Here is a 13,887-nt window from a genome sequence, read left to right as displayed (position 1 = left end):
ACAGCATGCCCCCCACAGAGCGCCAGGCCCCCGATGGCCGTTGGCAGCGTCAGGCTCAGTTGCTGCTGCAGGACCTGTCCCAGTCGCTGCGGCAGTGGCCGCTGTGGATGCATCTGGGCTGGCAGGATTTGCTGCGGCAGTACCGCCGGTCTTTTCTGGGGCCGGCCTGGATTGCCATCAACATGGCGATATTCACCGCAGCCTTTGGCTGGATCGGTTCACAGCTCTTCAACCAAAATCCCAGAACCTATGTGCCTTACTTCTGTCTGGGCAACGTGTTCTTCGGCTTTCTGACGACGATGTTCAATGAGGGTTGCCGCACCTACATCGAGGCAGCGGCCTTCCTCAAGCAAGCCGCTTACCCCAAGTTCAGCTTTGTGTTTCGGGTGATGTGGCGCAGCTTGCTGATGCTGCTGCACCAACTGCCGCTGATCGTGGTGGTGCTCTGGTATGGCGGTTACCTGGGTGGAGCGCTGTGGCTGGTCTGGCTGGCGGGCCTGGCGCTTACGGTGCTCAGTGCCACCTTGGTGCTGGCCGTGCTGGCGGCGCTGGCCACCCGCTACCGTGATGTGCCCATGGTCGTGGCCAGTGTGCTGCAGATTGCGTTTTTTGTGACCCCGGTGATGTGGCATGCCAGCCAACTGAGCAGCGACCGGGCACAGCTGCTGACGACCCTCAACCCGCTGGCCGTCTGGCTGGATCTGATGCGCCAACCGCTGCTGGGAGCTGCGCCAGCGCCCAGTACCTGGCTGGCGGCCGGGCTGGTGTTGGCGCTGTTGCTGGTGATGTGCAGTCTCACCTACCTGTTTGCGCGTCGGCGAATCAATTACTGGCTCTAAGCCCTGCCAGACAACCCAAGCTAAGGCAGCATGCAACCCTTTATCCAGCTCCGTGATGTCGACATTGCGTTCCCGGTGTTTGATGCCCAAAGCCTGGGCCTCATCAATACCTTGGTGCGCTTTAGTGGCCTGCATGGCAGGCGCGCTGCGGGCCCTGCGCCGATGCGCTCGGTGCAGGCCTTGCATGGCATTAACCTGTCGCTCCAGCCGGGCGACCGCATCGGTTTGATCGGCCACAACGGCGCGGGCAAATCCACCTTGCTGCGGGTGCTCTCCGGGGTGTACGAGCCGGTGCGGGGTGAGGTACGCCAGCACGGCAGCGTCTCGGCCCTGACCGACATCATGCTGGGCATGGATCCCGAGGCCTCGGGCCTGGATTTCATCATCACCCGCGGCATAGTCATGGGGCTGTCCAAACGGCAAGCGGGTGACTGGGTAGAAGAGATGGGCGCCTTTACCGAGCTGAGCGAGCGGCTGTATATGCCGGTGCGCACCTACTCTACCGGCATGCTGCTCAAGTTGGCGTTTGCTGTGGCCACCGCCATTACGCCTGATATCTTGCTGATGGATGAAATTGTCGGGGCTGGAGACGCCAAGTTTCAAGAGCGGGCGCAAAAGCGCCTGCATGACCTGATGTCTCGGGTGAGTATTCTGGTGGTGGCCAGTCACAACGAACAGCTGCTCAGGTCCTTTTGCTCGCATGCGCTGGTGCTGCACCAAGGCACAATAGTGCACCGGGGGACCGTCGACGAGTGCCTGGATTTCTACCATGCAAACTCCTGAGTGGTAGACGGCGCTAGCTGTACGCTGCGGCTGTCCTACTTCCGAATAAATAGCCAGACAAGGAAACCGATCACCATGGCCAGCCGCGCCCTGGTATGGATGCGTCGCGATTTGCGCTGCGACGACCATGCCGCTCTCTTCCATGCCTTGCGCCGCTTCGAGCAGGTGTATTGCGTCTTCGTTTTTGATACCGACATCCTGGACCTGTTGCCCACGCGCGAGGACCGGCGGGTGGACTTTATCCATGCCAGTGTGCTCGCGCTGGACGAGGACCTGCGCCAGTTGGCAGCGGGCAGCGGTACGCATGGCGCGGGCCTGCTGGTGCGCCATGGGTCGGCTGCGCAGGAGGTGGTGCAGCTGGCGCAGGCGCTGGGCGTGCAAGAGGTGCTGACCAACCGCGACTACGAACCCGAGGCCATTGCCCGCGATGCGCGCGTGGCCGGTGATTTGCAAGCGGCCGGCATTGCCTTTAGCGATTACAAGGACCAGGTGCTGCTGGACCGCGATGAGGTGCTGACCCAGCAAGGCCATCCCTACAGCGTGTTCACGCCCTACAAGCGCGCCTGGCTGCAAAAGCTCGATGCCTTCCAGTGCAAAGCCTACCCGGTGGCGTGCTATGCCGGGCATCTGGCGGCATTGCCCAAGGGCGAAGCGATTCCGTCGCTGGCCGATCTGGGCTTTCAGCCCAGCAATCTGGCGTCGCTCAAGATCCCTACCGGCAGCCGGGGCGCGCAGCAACTGCTGCAGGATTTTTTGCCGCGCATGGCCGCTTACCAAGACGCGCGGGATTTTCCGGCGGTCAAGGGCGTCTCCTACCTGTCGGTGCATCTGCGTTTTGGCACCGTGTCGATCCGCCAACTGGCCGCCCTGGCCGTTGCGCAGGCACGCACGGGCTGCGAGGGCGCGCAGACCTGGCTGTCGGAGCTGGCCTGGCGCGACTTCTACGCGATGATTCTCTGGCACCACCCGCAGGTGGTGACCCAGTCGTTCCGCCCCATCTACGACAAGGTGCAGTGGGACGATGCGCCCGAGCTGTGGCAGGCCTGGTGCGAGGCACGCACCGGCTACCCGCTGGTCGATGCCGCCATGCGCCAGCTGCTGCAGACCGGCTATATGCACAACCGCCTGCGCATGGTCGTCGCCAGCTTTTTGACCAAGGACCTGGGCATTGACTGGCGCGCGGGCGAGCGCTTTTTTGCCCAGCACCTCAATGACTATGACCTGTCATCGAACAATGGCGGCTGGCAGTGGGCGGCGTCGACCGGCTGCGACGCCCAGCCCTGGTTCCGCATCTTCAACCCCATCACCCAGTCCGAGCGCTTTGACCCAGATGGCAAGTTCATCCGCCGCTATCTGCCAGAACTCGCCAAGGTGCCCGGCCGGTATATCCACTTTCCCGCTGCGATGAAGCCGCTGGAGCAACAAGCCTGCGGTCTGCAGCTGGGGCGCGACTACCCGCAGCCGGTGGTGGACCACGGCCGGGCGCGCGAGCGGACCTTGATGCGGTTTCACTTTATGAAGAATCCGGATTGAGGGAGCTGCTGGTTGGCAGCATCACCTTTAACTAAATGAAGCTATTCAACGATAAAGAGGTGGTTACTTTGAAGATTGCATTTCGAGCTTCGATAGTAGGGTCCCTGCTGTGGACACTCGCAGCCGCAAGTTCTTTCGCTCAGCCTGCTGGACCTCTTCCGAAAGAAGAGTTACTGGTTCTCTCTGCCGCATATGGTGTGCTCCAGCGCTCCCTGGTGGTGAAGCCAGACGATCGCGCGCTGATTGTCGCGGCCACAAAGGGCATGCTTCGGGGTACTGACCCGGATTCGGGTGAATACTTTACCGCGGACGAGTTTGAAGCGTATCGTCAGCCTAGGCGAGCGAACCTAGAGTCAATTGGTGCGGAAGTCAAATTTCGAGATGGCCGATATCTTCTTGCACCGTTGGAGGGTAGTCCAGCGGCTCAGGCAGGAATTGTGTTCCCGGACCAGCTGTATGCAATTGATGGTGTTCGGATCAAGGGGCTCGATGCGTCTCTGGTGGCAGAGAAGCTAGCAGGACCTCCTGGAACCACTGTTGCGCTCACCGTTTTTCGTGAATCCACGCTTTCCGTGCACACTTTCCAGGTAGAGCGCAAAGCTTTTACCGTGCGAGGCGCCCAGCTTTCCCGCTTGGCGGCAAATGTAGTACACCTGCGCGTTGCCCATTTCACAGCTTCCTCCCTGCAGGAAGCAGCTGATGCTCTAAAGGCAGCTTGGCAAACTGAGCCGTTTCAGGCGATCGTTCTCGATTTGCGCGGATGTCCGGGTGGTCTCCTTGACTCCTCGGTGGGGTTTGCTGCCATGTTCTTGCCAAAAGATGCCATGGTGGTGCGGACGGCAGGCGCTAGCACTGAGTCAAACATCACCTATCTGGCAGCTCCCGCGTTCTACCTAAGAAAAGGGAGCCCCGATCCGTTGGTTGGCTTGCCTACAGAGGTCCATACCATGCCCGTCGCAGTGTTGGTCGACAACGCCACGTCATCCGGTGCAGAGATAGTGACAGCCGCGCTGCAGGATCACAACAGGGCGGTGATCATTGGACGTCCGACTTTCGGGCGGGCCAGCATTGAAACTGTGCAGCCTTTGCAAATTGGCGGTATCAAGTTCACCAGTTCATACTACTTTCCGCCTAGTGGTCGCAAGATACAGGGCGTCGGAGTAATCCCTGACCACATTGTCGAAGATGCATCTGCACCCGACACAATGCGTGTTGCACTGAGAGAACTAAAGCAAGGGAAAGAATGATTCGGTTTGCAGGGGTTCAGAGTTACAGGTCCTTCTCACCCAGCAAGGGTTCGATATAACCATCAACCAGTCAATGACCATGTCTAAATGCCATAAAACCCGAACGGAATAGACGTGCAGAGCCCGCCATGCCGGTGGGATCCACACAAAACCACTCAACCATCAATCAATCTTCAAGCCAATCGCGCTGATCACGGAGCCATAGCGGTCCAGCTCGGCCTTGGTGAACTTGGCCAGCTCGTCCTGGGTGCTGGCCTTGCTGCGCGCCCAGCTTGGTCAGGCGGTCCTTGGCGTCGGCATCGGCCAGGGCTTCGTTCAGCGCCTGGTGGAGTTTGGCCAGCACCTCGGGGCTGGTTTTGGCGGGGGCGTAGAGGGCGTACCAGGCGTTCACGACAAAGTTGGGGTAGCCGCTCTCGGCAAAGGTGGGCACATTGGGCAGCTCGGGCAGGCGCTCGGTGCTGGCAACGGCTAGGGGCCGCACTTTGCCAGAGGTGATCAGTGGCGTGGCGCTCGTCAGCGTGTCAAAGATCATGTCGATGCGGCCGCCCATCAGGTCCATGGTGTGGGCATTGCCGCCCTTGTAGGGTACATGGGTCATGTCCACATTGGCGGCGCGCTTGAACAGCTCGGCACTCAAATGCAGCGGCGAGCCATTGCCGGCCGAGCCGTAGGTGAGGGTGGCCGGCGTCTTTTTGGCCTGTTCCACGACCTGCTTGACATCCTTGAATGGCGAGTTGGTGGCGACTTCCAGCACGATGGGGGCTTCGCCGATCATGCCGACCGGGGCGAAATCCTTGATCGCGTCATAGCCGGGCTGGCGGTACAGGTGCGGGCTGATCGCATGGCTGGAGAGGGAGCCCAGCACCAGGGTGTAGCCGTCACCGGGCGCCTTGGCCGCCAGCGCGGTGCCAATGGTGGTGCCTGCGCCGCCACGGTTGTCAACGATGACGGACTGCTTGAGGATCTCCCCCATCTTCTGGCCCACGATGCGGCCCACCGCATCGTTGGCACCGCCGGCCGGGTAGGGCACGATCAAGGTGATGGGCTTGGCAGGATAGGCGGCATCTGCCGCCTGGCTGGCCAGCGGGGCGAGGCCCAGCAGCAGGCTGCTGGCGAGAAGGAAGCGGCGGCGCGTGGCGGCAGAAGCGGGGTTGGAAGCGAACATGGTGGGACACCTCAAGGGCTGGTGGTTCAGAAATGACTTCAGGGCTGAAGACGGAATGGTTCTTGGTAGTTATTTGATCAAAACAATCAAAATTGATAATTTTTTGAACGCTTCGATCAGAACTCTTTTTACCAAAGTCTCCAATCAGGACTTTCCCCGAGTTGGTGCATGCACCATGGTGCGGAATTGCTGCACATTGGCGGTGCGTGCGCGGGCCTGATGCTACGGTTTCAGCCTGATTTCACTGCTTCAACGATCAAATCGATCATTTTCGATGCGTTGAATCAAGGGTTAACCCTTGTTTTATCCCGCTTTGAATGAATTATGATTGAATCAATCAATTTTAAGGCTTGGCGTGATGACTGAGTCGACCGAAAGCCCCGCATGAGCCCGCGTTCCCTCCCGCACTACCTGGTTGTCGCCGACGACCTCTCCGGCGCAGCCGACTGCGCTGCGGGGTTTGCGAGCGCTGGCCTCTCCACCAGCGTGCTGCTGGATGCGCAAGCCAGCGCTGGTGCCCAGGGTGATGTGGCGGTGCTCACGGTAGACACCAACAGCCGGCGCGATACGGCGGCTGAGGCTGCTGCCAAGCTGCAGGCGGTGCTGGCTGCGCCGGCATCGCAGGGCCGCCGGGTGCTCAAGAAAATCGATTCCACCCTGCGGGGCGGCTGGGCGCAGGAGGTGGCGGTGCTGCAAAGCGCGCTCCATGCCATTGCGCTGGTGGCTCCGGCCTTCCCGCAGATGGGCCGCACGATGCAGGGCGGTGTGGTGTATGTGCACGGCGTGCGCCTGGCCGATACCGCGACCTGGCAGCTGGAGCATGCGGACCGCGATGACCGCGCGGCGCAGCAGCTGCAGGCCGCCGGACTGCGCTGCGACAACCTGCCCGCCAGCCTGCTCGATGCCGGCCCAGAAGCCACCGCGCAAGCAATTGCCAATGCACGCGAACAGGGCGTGCAGGCGCTGGTGTTGGATGTGCTCCATGACCAGCATCTGCAGACGCTGGCCCAGGCCAGCTTGCAGATAGAGCAGGCTTTTTGCGTCTGCTCAGCGGGCCTCTCGCATGCGCTGGCGCAGCAGGTGCAGCCAGTATCTGCCTTGGCTGCATCGCTGGATGTACCGCATGCCGCCGGGCGTTTGCCCAGCGTGGTCACCGTCGTTGGCAGCATGTCGGCGATTGCGCAGCAGCAGCTGGCGTATTTGGCCGAGCAGCCACAAACGCGGCTGCATGTGGTGCCACCTGGCTGCTTGCGCAGCGACGTGCAGACGACCCAAGGCCAGACCCTGGTGCAGCCGCTGGTGCAGACGCTGGTACAGACCATCAGCGACGAAGTGGCCCAGGGCCTGGATGTCGTGGTCAGCCTCGGAGCAGACGCGCAGACGGACCCGGCCGAAGGCCCGATGCTGGCCCGGCAGCTGGCACGCTTGCTGCACGCACCCATGGCCGGCGCAGCAGGCCTCGTCATCACCGGTGGAGAGACGGCCCGGGCAGTACTGGAAGAACTGCAACTGCGCAGCCTGCGCGTGCATTCCGAGAGCGAACCCGGCGTGGTGCTGTGCATCACCGAGAACCAGGATATCGAACAAGACACCCGGCGCCAGTGGATTGCCACCAAGGCGGGAGCCTTTGGCCATCCCGCATCGCTGCAGCGCGCAAGCCGCGCCATCCATTCATTGCTGGCCGCCCAAACCCCGGGCGGCCGCACCGACACAGCCCCTACAGAAAGCAAGCAAAGATGAGCCATTCTCTGCCCGTCATCGGAATCACCATGGGAGACGCTGCTGGCGTGGGCCCTGAAATCATTGTCAAGAGCTTTGCGAACGACAGCCTGTACAGCCTGGCCAAAGCCGTGGTCATTGGCGATGCCAAGCGGCTGCAGAAGGCCAATGCGCTGCTGGACACCCAGGTGCGTGTGCGGGCCATAGAGGACATTGCCGATGCCGCCTTTGAGCGGGGCGTCATCGACTGCATTGATTTGCAGCTGATCCCCGATGACCTGGCCTTTGGCAAGCTCTCGCCCGTGGCCGGTGATGCCGCGTTCCGCTTTATCGAGCGCGCGGTGGAGCTGGCCAAGGCCCGAAAGATCGATGCGATCTGCACCGCGCCGCTGAACAAGGAGGCACTGCATGCCGGTGGCCACAAGTTTCCCGGCCACACGGAGATGCTGGCGCACCTGACGGGCGTGGAAGAGGTCTCGATGATGCTGGTTGCGCCCAATCTGCGGGTGATCCATGTGACCACACATATCGGCTTGCTCGATGCCATCCGCAAGATCGAGCCGGGCCTGGTCGAGCGCACCATCCAGCGCGGCTACGACACCTTGCGCAAGGCGAGCATCGCCAACCCACGGATTGCAGTGTGCGGCATCAACCCGCATGCTGGTGAGAACGGCTTGTTTGGCTATGGCGAGGAAGAAGAAAAGATCATCCCCGCCGTGCAGAAGCTGCGCGAGAGGGGCATGGACATAGAAGGCCCTCTGCCGGCCGACACGCTGTTCTTCCGCGCCGGGCGTGGTGATTTCGACCTGGTGGTGGCTATGTACCACGACCAGGGCCATGGCCCCGTCAAGGTGCTGGGCCTGGAGGCGGGCGTGAACATCACCGTGGGGCTGGATGTGATCCGCACCTCGGTGGACCACGGCACGGCATTTGACATTGCCGGCAAGGGCATTGCCGATGAGCGCAGCCTGCTGGAAGCCTTGCGCCAGGGCGCAGAACTCGCAACACGCAGCTAAAAAATCCAGGAGACAAAGACATGCATATCCATAGCACCGTCCTGAGCGGCCACAAGGTCCTTGACGACATCGCCTACCTGGTGAACGGCAAACACAAACTGCTGTTTGTCAGCGACCAGAACATCATCGGTATTGCCGGTGTGCAGGCGCTGCTGGCCCAGCTGCGGCGCGCAGCCACCGAGGTGCTGGTGGTCGACGATGTGCCGCCCGAGCCATCCGATGCCGATGTGGAGCGCATTCTGCAGGAGCGCGATCTGCGCGGCGTGGATTTTGTCGTGGGCGTAGGCGGCGGCAGTGTGCTGGATGTGGCCAAGCTGCTGTCGGCGCTGGCGCATGCCGAATCGCCCAGCCTGGCCGAGCTGCTCGCGGGCACCAAGGTCACGCAGCGGGTCAAGGCGCTGATGGTGCCAACGACGGCGGGGACGGGCTCGGAAGCCACGCCCAATGCGATCCTGGCGATCCCTGCGCGCGAGACCAAGCAGGGCATCATCTCGCCGGTGCTGCTGCCGGACTATGTGGCGCTGGCGCCGGAGTTGACGGTGACCATGCCGCACAAGATTGCGGCCTCGACCGGTGTCGATGCGCTCTGCCACCTGATCGAGTGCTTTACCGCCAGCATTGCCAACCCGGTCGCCGACAACTACGCGATGATCGGCTTGAAAAAGCTGTTCGAAAACATCGAGCTGTCTGTCGCCGAGCCCGACAACCTCGAAGCCAAGCTCAATATGCTCTGGGCCTCGTACTACGGCGGCGCCTGCATTGCCCATGCCGGCACCCACCTGGTCCATGCCATGTCCTACCCGCTGGGCGGCAAGTACCACATCCCCCATGGCGTTGCCAATGCCATCTTGCTCGCGCCTTGCTTTGAGTGGCTGCGCCCGCTGTGCGTTGCCAAGCTGGCACGCGCTTACGAGCTGGTGCCCGGTGCCAATCTGGCACTGGACGACGAGGGCAAATCGCATGCGCTGGTGGCCTACTTTGCCGATCTGGTCAAGCGCCTGCGCCTGCCGGCCAGCCTGCAAGAGCTGGGCATTGGCCGCGACCACCTGCCCGATCTGGTGAAGGCCGCGCTCGATGTGCAGCGCCTCATCAAGAATGTGCCCGGGGCCGTCACGGGCGCCGATATCGAAAAGGTCTACCTGAAGCTGTTCAACTGAGACAACACCATGGCAAACACGCAAAAACTCCAAGGCATTCTGACGGCCATCATCACCCCCATGGACGCGGAGGACCGTTTTGCCGAGGCACCGTTCCGCGAGCAGATCGACCGCCAGATCCGGGCCGGCAACGGCATTTTCTGCGGCGGCACGAATGGCGAATTCTTTGCGCTGACCGAGGGCGAAAAGCGCCGCGTGGCCGAGGTGGCGATGGAGCAAGTCGCTGGGCGTGCCAGCGTGGTCGGCCATGTGGGCGAGGTCTCCACGGCCGAATGCATCCGCGCCGGCCGTGAGATTGCCCGCCTGGGCGTGGATGCGGTTGCCGCCATCACGCCCTGGTTTGTGCCGCTGTCGCAGGATGAGCTGCATGGGCATTTCAGCGCGATTGCCGATGCGCTGGAGGTGCCCGTCTATCTGTACAACATCCCCGCGCGCACCGGCAACACCATTGCGCCAGAGACCGCCAAGCGCCTGGCCGCGCACCCCAATATCGCCGGCATCAAGGACAGCGCCGGCAGCCATGAAAGCCTGAGCGGCTTTCTGAAGGTCGCTAAGGAAGTGCCTGATTTTGTCGTGTTCAACGGGCCCGACAGCCTGATCCACCAGGGCTTTGTCGAAGGCTGCGCCGGCGCCGTATCGGGCCTGGCCAATGCCGCGCCGCGCGAGATCAATGCGATCTGGACGCGCTTTGCCGCGGGTGACATTGCCGGCTCGCGCCAACAGCAGGAGACCGTCACCAGCCTGCGCGAGACGCTCTACAAGGTCTGCTTTGCGCCGGCCGCCGTCAAGCGCGCGGTGCAACTGCTGGGCTACCACGTGGGCAACAGCAAGTACCCCGTGCGCATCAGCGCCGAGCAGGAGGCGCAGATGCGCGAAATCCTCAAGGCCCATGGCATCTCGGGTTAAGCTCTGAGCCGTTATCGCTATTGCGCTGTAGCCAGCCCACCCATCCCATGAAGGTCGCCAACCGTAGAGAGTCCATTTTGCATGCCGTGAATTCGGGCATGACCGATGTGGCCGCGCTGTGCGCGAGGTTTGCCATCTCCGAGGCCACCGTGCGCCGTGACCTGCAGGCGCTGCAGCAGGACGGGCGGCTGCTGCGCGTCTACGGTGGCGCCGTGGCGGCGCCGATTCGGCATGAGCCCGAAGAATCGCTGGAGCTGCGCAAGGTGCATGACGGCGAGGCCAAAGCCGCGATTGCGCGCAAGGCCATCAGCCTGATCGAGCCGGGCGACACCCTCTTTATCGATGGTGGCACCACCACCGATGCGCTCGCGCGCCTGCTGCCCAAGGACGATTCGCTGCGCATCATCACCAACAACCTGCTGGCGCTGAACACCCTGAGCGCCCGTGATATTCCCGTCACCCTGATCGGCGGCGACCTGCGCCGGGGCAGCATGAGTGTGTACGGGTCACTCGCCGACATGGCGCTCGAGCGCCTGACTTTTGACAAGGTGTTTTGCAGCGCCGATGGCATCGATGCCGAGTTTGGCGTCTGCGAAGGCTCGATCGAGCAGGCCTGGTTCAAGGAAAAGCTGTTCCGCCGCACGCGCGAGGTCTATATGCTGGCCACCGCAGAAAAGCTGGGTCGCAAGTCGCAGATGAACTGGTCGCCCATCCACCGCCAGTGGACCCTGATCACCGATGCCGCACCCGAAAGCCATGCCGTGCAGGCCTTTGGCAACCACCCCTTTGTGACGGTGCTGCCGGTCGCCTGAGGGCATGGACCCCCGTCAAGGCCTGAGCAGCACCTTGCCTTTGCGGCCCGGCTGCAGGCTGGCTGCGGCCGCTTGGGCGGCGTCGCCCAGGTCATAGATGGCCTCGGTCGGCAGCTTCAGCGCACCACCCACAATGCGTTGGATCAGCTCAGTGATCAGGCGGCGTTTGTCCTGGGCGGACAGGGCCTCGCTCACCTTGCTGCCCCAAAAGCCTTTGACGGTGGCCTGTTTGAAGATCATCGCGCCCGAGTCAATCTGCATCGGTTCGCCGGCCATGGTGCCAAACGACACCAGGGTGCCGCCTTCGCCCAGCAAGGCCAATAGCGCTGCGCTGGATGCGCCGCCAATGGAATCGACGGCGGCGTAAGCACCTTGGGGGCCAAGCAGTGCGCTGGCGCTTTGCTTCCAGTCCGCTTGCGCGGTGGACAGGACATTGGCAATGCCCAGGTCGCTGAGCTCCTCGACACCCGCATCGCGGCGCACCAGGTTGAGCACCTGCACACCCCGCGCACTGGCCAGCATGGCCAGGGTCTTGCCGACGGCGCCATTGGCCGTGTTCTGCGCAATCCATTGCCCGGCTTGCACGTTCAAAAACTCCAGCAGCATCAAGGCGCTGAGCGGCATCGCGATGAGCTGGGCGGCCACTTCATCGGGGATGGCCTCGGGCACAGGCACCAGCAGGCGCGCGGGCGCCAGAAAGTGCTCGGCCCAGGTGCCGTGGACGCCGGCCACCGCGACGCGCTGCCCCAGCGTGACGCCTTCGACGCCAGCGCCGAGCGCATCGACCAGGCCCACGGCCTCGCTGCCGCCAATGGCGGGCAGCTCGGGCTTGTAGCCGTAGCGGCCCCGGATGGTCCAGAGGTCATGGTTGTGGATGGGGGTGAGCAAGGTCTTGATACGAACCTCGCCAGCCGCCGGCTGGGGCATGGGCTGCTCGCCCAGGCTCAGGACCTCGGCGGGCTCGCCGAAGCTGGTGTGAATGGCACTGCGCATGGTGACTGTCCTTATTTTGGGAGCATGGACAGCAGGGCCTGGGCCACCGCTTCGCTGCTGGCGGGGTTCTGGCCGGTGACCAGGCACCCGTCGACCTCGACATGCACCTGCCAATCCGGGCCCTTCTGGTAGTCAGCGCCCAAGCGGCTGAATTCATCTTCAATCAAAAAGGGCACCACGGCGGTGAGGCCAACTGCGTTTTCTTCGCTGTTCGTAAACCCCGTCACGCGGCGGCCTGCCACCAGTGGCTGGCCATCGGCGGCCTTGACATGGATGAGGGCGCCCGGCGCATGGCAGACCAGGCCCAGCGGCTTGCCTGCGCGCTCAAAGGCCTCCAGCAGTGCAATCGATTTGGCGTCATTGGCGAGATCCCACAGCGGGCCATGGCCACCGGGATAGAAGACGGCATCAAAGTCATCGGCCTGGATCTGGGCCAGTGGCGTGGTCGCTGCCAACGCGGCCTGTGCCTGCGGGTCCTTGCGGAAGCGCTCGGTTGCGGCGGTCTGGGCATCGGGCTCATCGCTCTTGGGGTCCAGCGGCGGCTGGCCGCCCAGCGGGGATGCGAGTGTGATGTCGGCGCCTGCGTCCTGGAAGGCATAGTAGGGCGCGGCAAATTCTTCCAGCCAGAAACCGGTCTTGCGGCCTGTGTCGCCAAGACGGTCGTGCGAGGTCAGTACCAATAGAACTTTCATGGGGACTCCTTGAGGGATGGGTGGAGGGGTTGGGGTGAGGAGGGTGCCGATGCGCTGCAGGTCAGCAGGTGCACCGTGGCCGCCCGCGCTTGCAGCAGAGACGATCGGTCCTGGCTCAGCTTGGCCAGCAGCGCCGCGCCCAGCCACATCTGGTAGAGCACGCGCGCGACCACGAGCGACGGCGGGCCTGCGGGCAGCGAGCCATCGCCACGCGCCTCGTCAATGACGGCAGCGATCCTGGCCAGCAGCCGCTGCACGCCGCCATCGAGCACCTGGCGCATTTCTTCGGACAGGTCAGCAACCTCGGCCGCGAGCTTGACCACCAGGCATTCTTCGGCCCAGCCGCAGTGCGCATCACCGGGCGCCGCAATCCAGGCGTCCCAGTAGCGCATCAGGCGTTCATTGCCGGTGCCGTCCGCTGCCAGCAGGCTATCCACCTTGCGGCCATAGCCATCGACATACTGCTGCAGCAACGCGCAGCCAAAGGCCTCTTTCGACGGGAAGTAGTGGTAGAACGAGCCCTTGGGCACGTTGCAGGACTTGAGAATTTCCTGCAGACCCACAGCCGCAAAACCTTTGCGCAACACGAGCTGGTGCCCGGTGTCGAGGATGTGCTGGCGGGTGGCTTGCGCTTTCGGGGTCAAGGTCATGGGCTCGATTGTAGTAAAAAATAGACCGGTCGTCTACAAGGCGGGGTGTTGGTTCCTGTGTTCCTGAACCTAGGGCGCTCACCGTTGGTGATCCGCCCGAATTGCGGCGCCCCAACCGTACGCTGGTCTGAGCCGAATCCTGCAGAAACCGCTACAAATCTGCCTGATGTTTCAAATGGATAGTAATGTAAACAATTGTTAACAAATCTTCCTTTGGATTTTTTAATTAATATTTTTATAGTTGTCACCGCTAAGATGGATGGACGCGACTTCCTGCTATTTTTTACCACTGAATTTTCCATGCCGGGAATGACATTCTTCTGAATCAAGAGGCTATTTTTTGATAATGATTGAAGAGTGGATATATTCCTATCA

General features: G+C 62.5%; 13 protein-coding genes. 9 read left to right on the top strand and 4 right to left on the bottom strand.

All coding sequences use genetic code 11. From position 1 onward, the window contains the following. The first annotated feature begins 5 nt into the window (after positions 1–5). The 4 genes from H928_RS0103280 (at position 6) to H928_RS0103265 (ending at position 4,402) form a co-directional block, all read left to right on the top strand. On the top strand, positions 6–839 hold the full coding sequence (locus H928_RS0103280; protein WP_158400442.1) for an ABC transporter permease: 834 nt from the start codon (positions 6–8) through the stop codon (positions 837–839). Between the two features lie 30 nt (positions 840–869). Continuing rightward, entirely contained in the window at positions 870–1,622 is a 753-nt protein-coding gene (locus H928_RS0103275) for an ABC transporter ATP-binding protein (RefSeq protein WP_021025231.1), read from the top strand. A gap of 75 nt (positions 1,623–1,697) precedes the next feature. Beyond that, the gene (locus H928_RS0103270; RefSeq protein ID WP_021025230.1) at positions 1,698–3,155 is read left to right on the top strand and encodes a deoxyribodipyrimidine photo-lyase; all 1,458 of its coding nucleotides are present in this window, start codon (positions 1,698–1,700) and stop codon (positions 3,153–3,155) included. Between the two features lie 35 nt (positions 3,156–3,190). Beyond that, positions 3,191–4,402, top strand: a complete 1,212-nt coding sequence (locus tag H928_RS0103265) for a S41 family peptidase (protein WP_021025229.1) — start codon at positions 3,191–3,193, stop codon at positions 4,400–4,402. A 166-nt stretch (positions 4,403–4,568) separates the two neighbouring features. Here the strand turns inward: H928_RS0103265 and H928_RS25885 are convergent, their stop codons facing one another. Further along, on the bottom strand, positions 4,569–5,567 hold the full coding sequence (locus H928_RS25885; protein ID WP_021025228.1) for a tripartite tricarboxylate transporter substrate binding protein: 999 nt from the start codon (positions 5,565–5,567) through the stop codon (positions 4,569–4,571). Positions 5,568–5,951: 384 nt separating this feature from the next. On the opposite strand from H928_RS25885, the gene H928_RS25880 reads away from it, so the two are divergent. From H928_RS25880 to H928_RS0103235, 5 genes are read left to right on the top strand one after another with little or no spacing between them, the layout of a single operon-like run. Beyond that, positions 5,952–7,307, top strand: a complete 1,356-nt coding sequence (locus H928_RS25880; RefSeq protein ID WP_021025227.1) for a four-carbon acid sugar kinase family protein — start codon at positions 5,952–5,954, stop codon at positions 7,305–7,307. Next, on the top strand, positions 7,304–8,302 hold the full coding sequence (gene pdxA, locus H928_RS0103250) for a 4-hydroxythreonine-4-phosphate dehydrogenase PdxA (RefSeq protein WP_021025226.1): 999 nt from the start codon (positions 7,304–7,306) through the stop codon (positions 8,300–8,302). The genes H928_RS25880 and pdxA overlap by 4 nt, the downstream gene beginning before the upstream one ends. Before the next feature lie 20 nt (positions 8,303–8,322). Further along, positions 8,323–9,459, top strand: coding sequence for an iron-containing alcohol dehydrogenase (locus H928_RS0103245; protein WP_021025225.1), 1,137 nt, complete (start codon positions 8,323–8,325; stop codon positions 9,457–9,459). Between the two features lie 9 nt (positions 9,460–9,468). Beyond that, the gene (locus tag H928_RS0103240) at positions 9,469–10,365 is read left to right on the top strand and encodes a dihydrodipicolinate synthase family protein (protein ID WP_021025224.1); all 897 of its coding nucleotides are present in this window, start codon (positions 9,469–9,471) and stop codon (positions 10,363–10,365) included. A 47-nt stretch (positions 10,366–10,412) separates the two neighbouring features. Further along, entirely contained in the window at positions 10,413–11,177 is a 765-nt protein-coding gene (locus H928_RS0103235; protein ID WP_021025223.1) for a DeoR/GlpR family DNA-binding transcription regulator, read from the top strand. 15 nt (positions 11,178–11,192) lie between these two features. On the opposite strand, the gene H928_RS0103230 is transcribed toward H928_RS0103235, so the two are convergent. From H928_RS0103230 to H928_RS25875, 3 genes are read right to left on the bottom strand one after another with little or no spacing between them, the layout of a single operon-like run. Further along, positions 11,193–12,170, bottom strand: coding sequence for a zinc-binding dehydrogenase (locus H928_RS0103230; protein WP_021025222.1), 978 nt, complete (start codon positions 12,168–12,170; stop codon positions 11,193–11,195). An 11-nt stretch (positions 12,171–12,181) separates the two neighbouring features. Then, positions 12,182–12,862 (bottom strand): type 1 glutamine amidotransferase domain-containing protein, encoded by a 681-nt coding sequence (locus tag H928_RS0103225; protein ID WP_021025221.1) that lies wholly within the window; start codon positions 12,860–12,862, stop codon positions 12,182–12,184. Beyond that, positions 12,859–13,512 carry a TetR/AcrR family transcriptional regulator gene (locus H928_RS25875; RefSeq protein ID WP_021025220.1) on the bottom strand — a complete coding sequence of 218 codons (654 nt, stop codon included), beginning with the start codon at positions 13,510–13,512 and terminating at the stop codon, positions 12,859–12,861. Before H928_RS25875 ends, H928_RS0103225 begins: the two co-directional genes overlap by 4 nt. Positions 13,513–13,887: the final 375 nt, after the last annotated feature.

It is taken from the genome of Comamonas sp. B-9, from assembly GCF_000410635.1.
Lineage (GTDB): Bacteria > Pseudomonadota > Gammaproteobacteria > Burkholderiales > Burkholderiaceae_C > Comamonas.
Note: the sequence above shows the minus strand (reverse complement) of the source record. Positions and strands in the feature narration are given on the sequence as shown.

Bases quoted from the DNA above. Each gene is read 5' to 3' on its own strand.
- H928_RS0103280 (WP_158400442.1), top strand. From the start codon at position 6: ATGCCCCCCACAGAGCGCCAGGCCCCCGATGGCCGTTGGCAGCGTCAG.
- H928_RS0103275 (WP_021025231.1), top strand. From the start codon at position 870: ATGCAACCCTTTATCCAGCTCCGTGATGTCGACATTGCGTTCCCGGTG.
- H928_RS0103270 (WP_021025230.1), top strand. From the start codon at position 1,698: ATGGCCAGCCGCGCCCTGGTATGGATGCGTCGCGATTTGCGCTGCGAC.
- H928_RS0103265 (WP_021025229.1), top strand. From the start codon at position 3,191: ATGAAGCTATTCAACGATAAAGAGGTGGTTACTTTGAAGATTGCATTT.
- H928_RS25885 (WP_021025228.1), bottom strand. From the start codon at position 5,567: ATGTTCGCTTCCAACCCCGCTTCTGCCGCCACGCGCCGCCGCTTCCTT.
- H928_RS25880 (WP_021025227.1), top strand. From the start codon at position 5,952: ATGAGCCCGCGTTCCCTCCCGCACTACCTGGTTGTCGCCGACGACCTC.
- pdxA (WP_021025226.1), top strand. From the start codon at position 7,304: ATGAGCCATTCTCTGCCCGTCATCGGAATCACCATGGGAGACGCTGCT.
- H928_RS0103245 (WP_021025225.1), top strand. From the start codon at position 8,323: ATGCATATCCATAGCACCGTCCTGAGCGGCCACAAGGTCCTTGACGAC.
- H928_RS0103240 (WP_021025224.1), top strand. From the start codon at position 9,469: ATGGCAAACACGCAAAAACTCCAAGGCATTCTGACGGCCATCATCACC.
- H928_RS0103235 (WP_021025223.1), top strand. From the start codon at position 10,413: ATGAAGGTCGCCAACCGTAGAGAGTCCATTTTGCATGCCGTGAATTCG.
- H928_RS0103230 (WP_021025222.1), bottom strand. From the start codon at position 12,170: ATGCGCAGTGCCATTCACACCAGCTTCGGCGAGCCCGCCGAGGTCCTG.
- H928_RS0103225 (WP_021025221.1), bottom strand. From the start codon at position 12,862: ATGAAAGTTCTATTGGTACTGACCTCGCACGACCGTCTTGGCGACACA.
- H928_RS25875 (WP_021025220.1), bottom strand. From the start codon at position 13,512: ATGACCTTGACCCCGAAAGCGCAAGCCACCCGCCAGCACATCCTCGAC.